Genomic DNA, 1,530 nt, shown 5'->3' on the forward strand with positions numbered 1-1,530 from the left:
CGGCGCGCCGGGGCGGGCGGGCCCGCCGGCGGGGTGGGCGGCGGGCGGTGGGGGTGCTGGCCGTCGGCCTGTTCCTGTTCCTTGTCGTGGGTGGGCAGGCGGTGGCCGTCGCCCAACCGGCCCCGCAACCCAACCCCCAGCCGGCCCCGGCGCCGACCGTGCAACCACAGCACCGACCGAATCCCCAACCCGGCCCGACACCGCTCCCACCCGGCACCGCCGTCGACCCCTGCACGCCGGCGTCGGGGCAGCCGGCGCCGACGGCCTGCGCCTCCCCGCCGGCGCCAGTCACCCCGACGCCCCCGCGCACGCAGCCCCTCCCGACCGCCCCTGGCAGCGACGGCGGCGGGTCCGGTGGGGTGGTCGGCTGGATCGTCGACGGCATCACCGGCGCGATCAACAGCTTCTTCAGCGGTCTGGTGGTCGCCGCGCTCAACCCGCTGCTGGACCTGCTCGGCCGCACCCTGCTGGCCACTCCCACCCCCGACCAGCTCCCCGCGATCGGCCAGCTGTGGACGACCTCCTGGCAGATCACCGTCGCCGGCTACAGCACCCTGATCATGATCGGTGGGGTGGTGGTCATGTCCTACCAGTCCGTGCAGACCCGCACCACGCTCAAACAGATCGCCCCCCGCATCCCGGTCGCGTTCCTTGCCGCCGCGTTCTCCCAGACGCTGGCCGGGCAGGCCATCGACGTCGCCAACGGGCTGGCCCGGCTCATGCTCGCCGACGGCCTCGACCCGACCAGCACCGCGGTGACGCTCCGTGACCTCATCCTGGGATCGATCATCCCCGGCCCCGGGCGGACGGTCAGCGCCGGGATCTTCGCGGTGTTCCTCGGGGTGTTCATCGCCGGGACCTTGGTCGCGCTGCTGTGCACCTACATCGCCCGGGTCGTCCTGACCGTCGTGCTCATCGGCGCGGCCCCGCTGCTGCTGGCCGGCCACGCCCTGCCCGCGACCGACGGGCTGGCCCGCTGGTGGTGGCGCGCGTTCGGCGCGGTGCTGGCGATCCAGATCGCCCAGTCCATGCTGCTGATCGCCACCATGCGGGTGTTCCTCACCCCGGGCGGGTTCAGCCTGCTCGGCCCCACCCCTGACGGGATCGTCAACCTGCTGGCAGCCCTCACCCTGGTCTACATCCTGTTCAAGATCCCGTTCTGGTTCCTCGCCTCCGCCCGGATCAGCAACCGCCGGTCGGTCGTCGGTTCGATGGCCCGCGCCTACGTCCTGGGATGGGCGTTCGGCCTGCTCGGCGGACGCGGCGGCGGGCGTGCCGGTGGGCGGGGTGGCCGCGGCCCGCGCGGGGGTGGCCGCCGCGGGGGGCGTGGCGGAGGACCGGGTGGGGGCGGCCCGGCCGATCCCTATGCCCGGGTCGAGGCCGACGCGAACGGGCAGCTGTTGTTGCCGTTGACCCGGGTGCCGCGGGTCCGTCGGCCCGGCCCGGCCCGGGGCGTGCCCCGCCAGCCCCGCCCGGCCGGCGGCCCGGCCCGGCAGGCAGCGGGTTACCGGCAGCTCAGCCTGCCGTTCG

1 protein-coding gene is annotated in these 1,530 nt (G+C 75.3%); it reads left to right on the forward strand.

Going from position 1 to position 1,530, the window contains the following annotated elements; genetic code table 11:
• Positions 1-359: 359 nt before the first annotated feature.
• Positions 360-1,530: TrbL/VirB6 family protein (locus FrCorBMG51_RS28660; protein WP_476742229.1), on the forward strand; the 1,171-nt coding region annotated here is incomplete at its 3' end.

Origin of the sequence: Protofrankia coriariae (assembly GCF_001017755.1) — a bacterium.
Lineage (GTDB): Bacteria > Actinomycetota > Actinomycetes > Frankiales > Frankiaceae > Protofrankia > Protofrankia coriariae.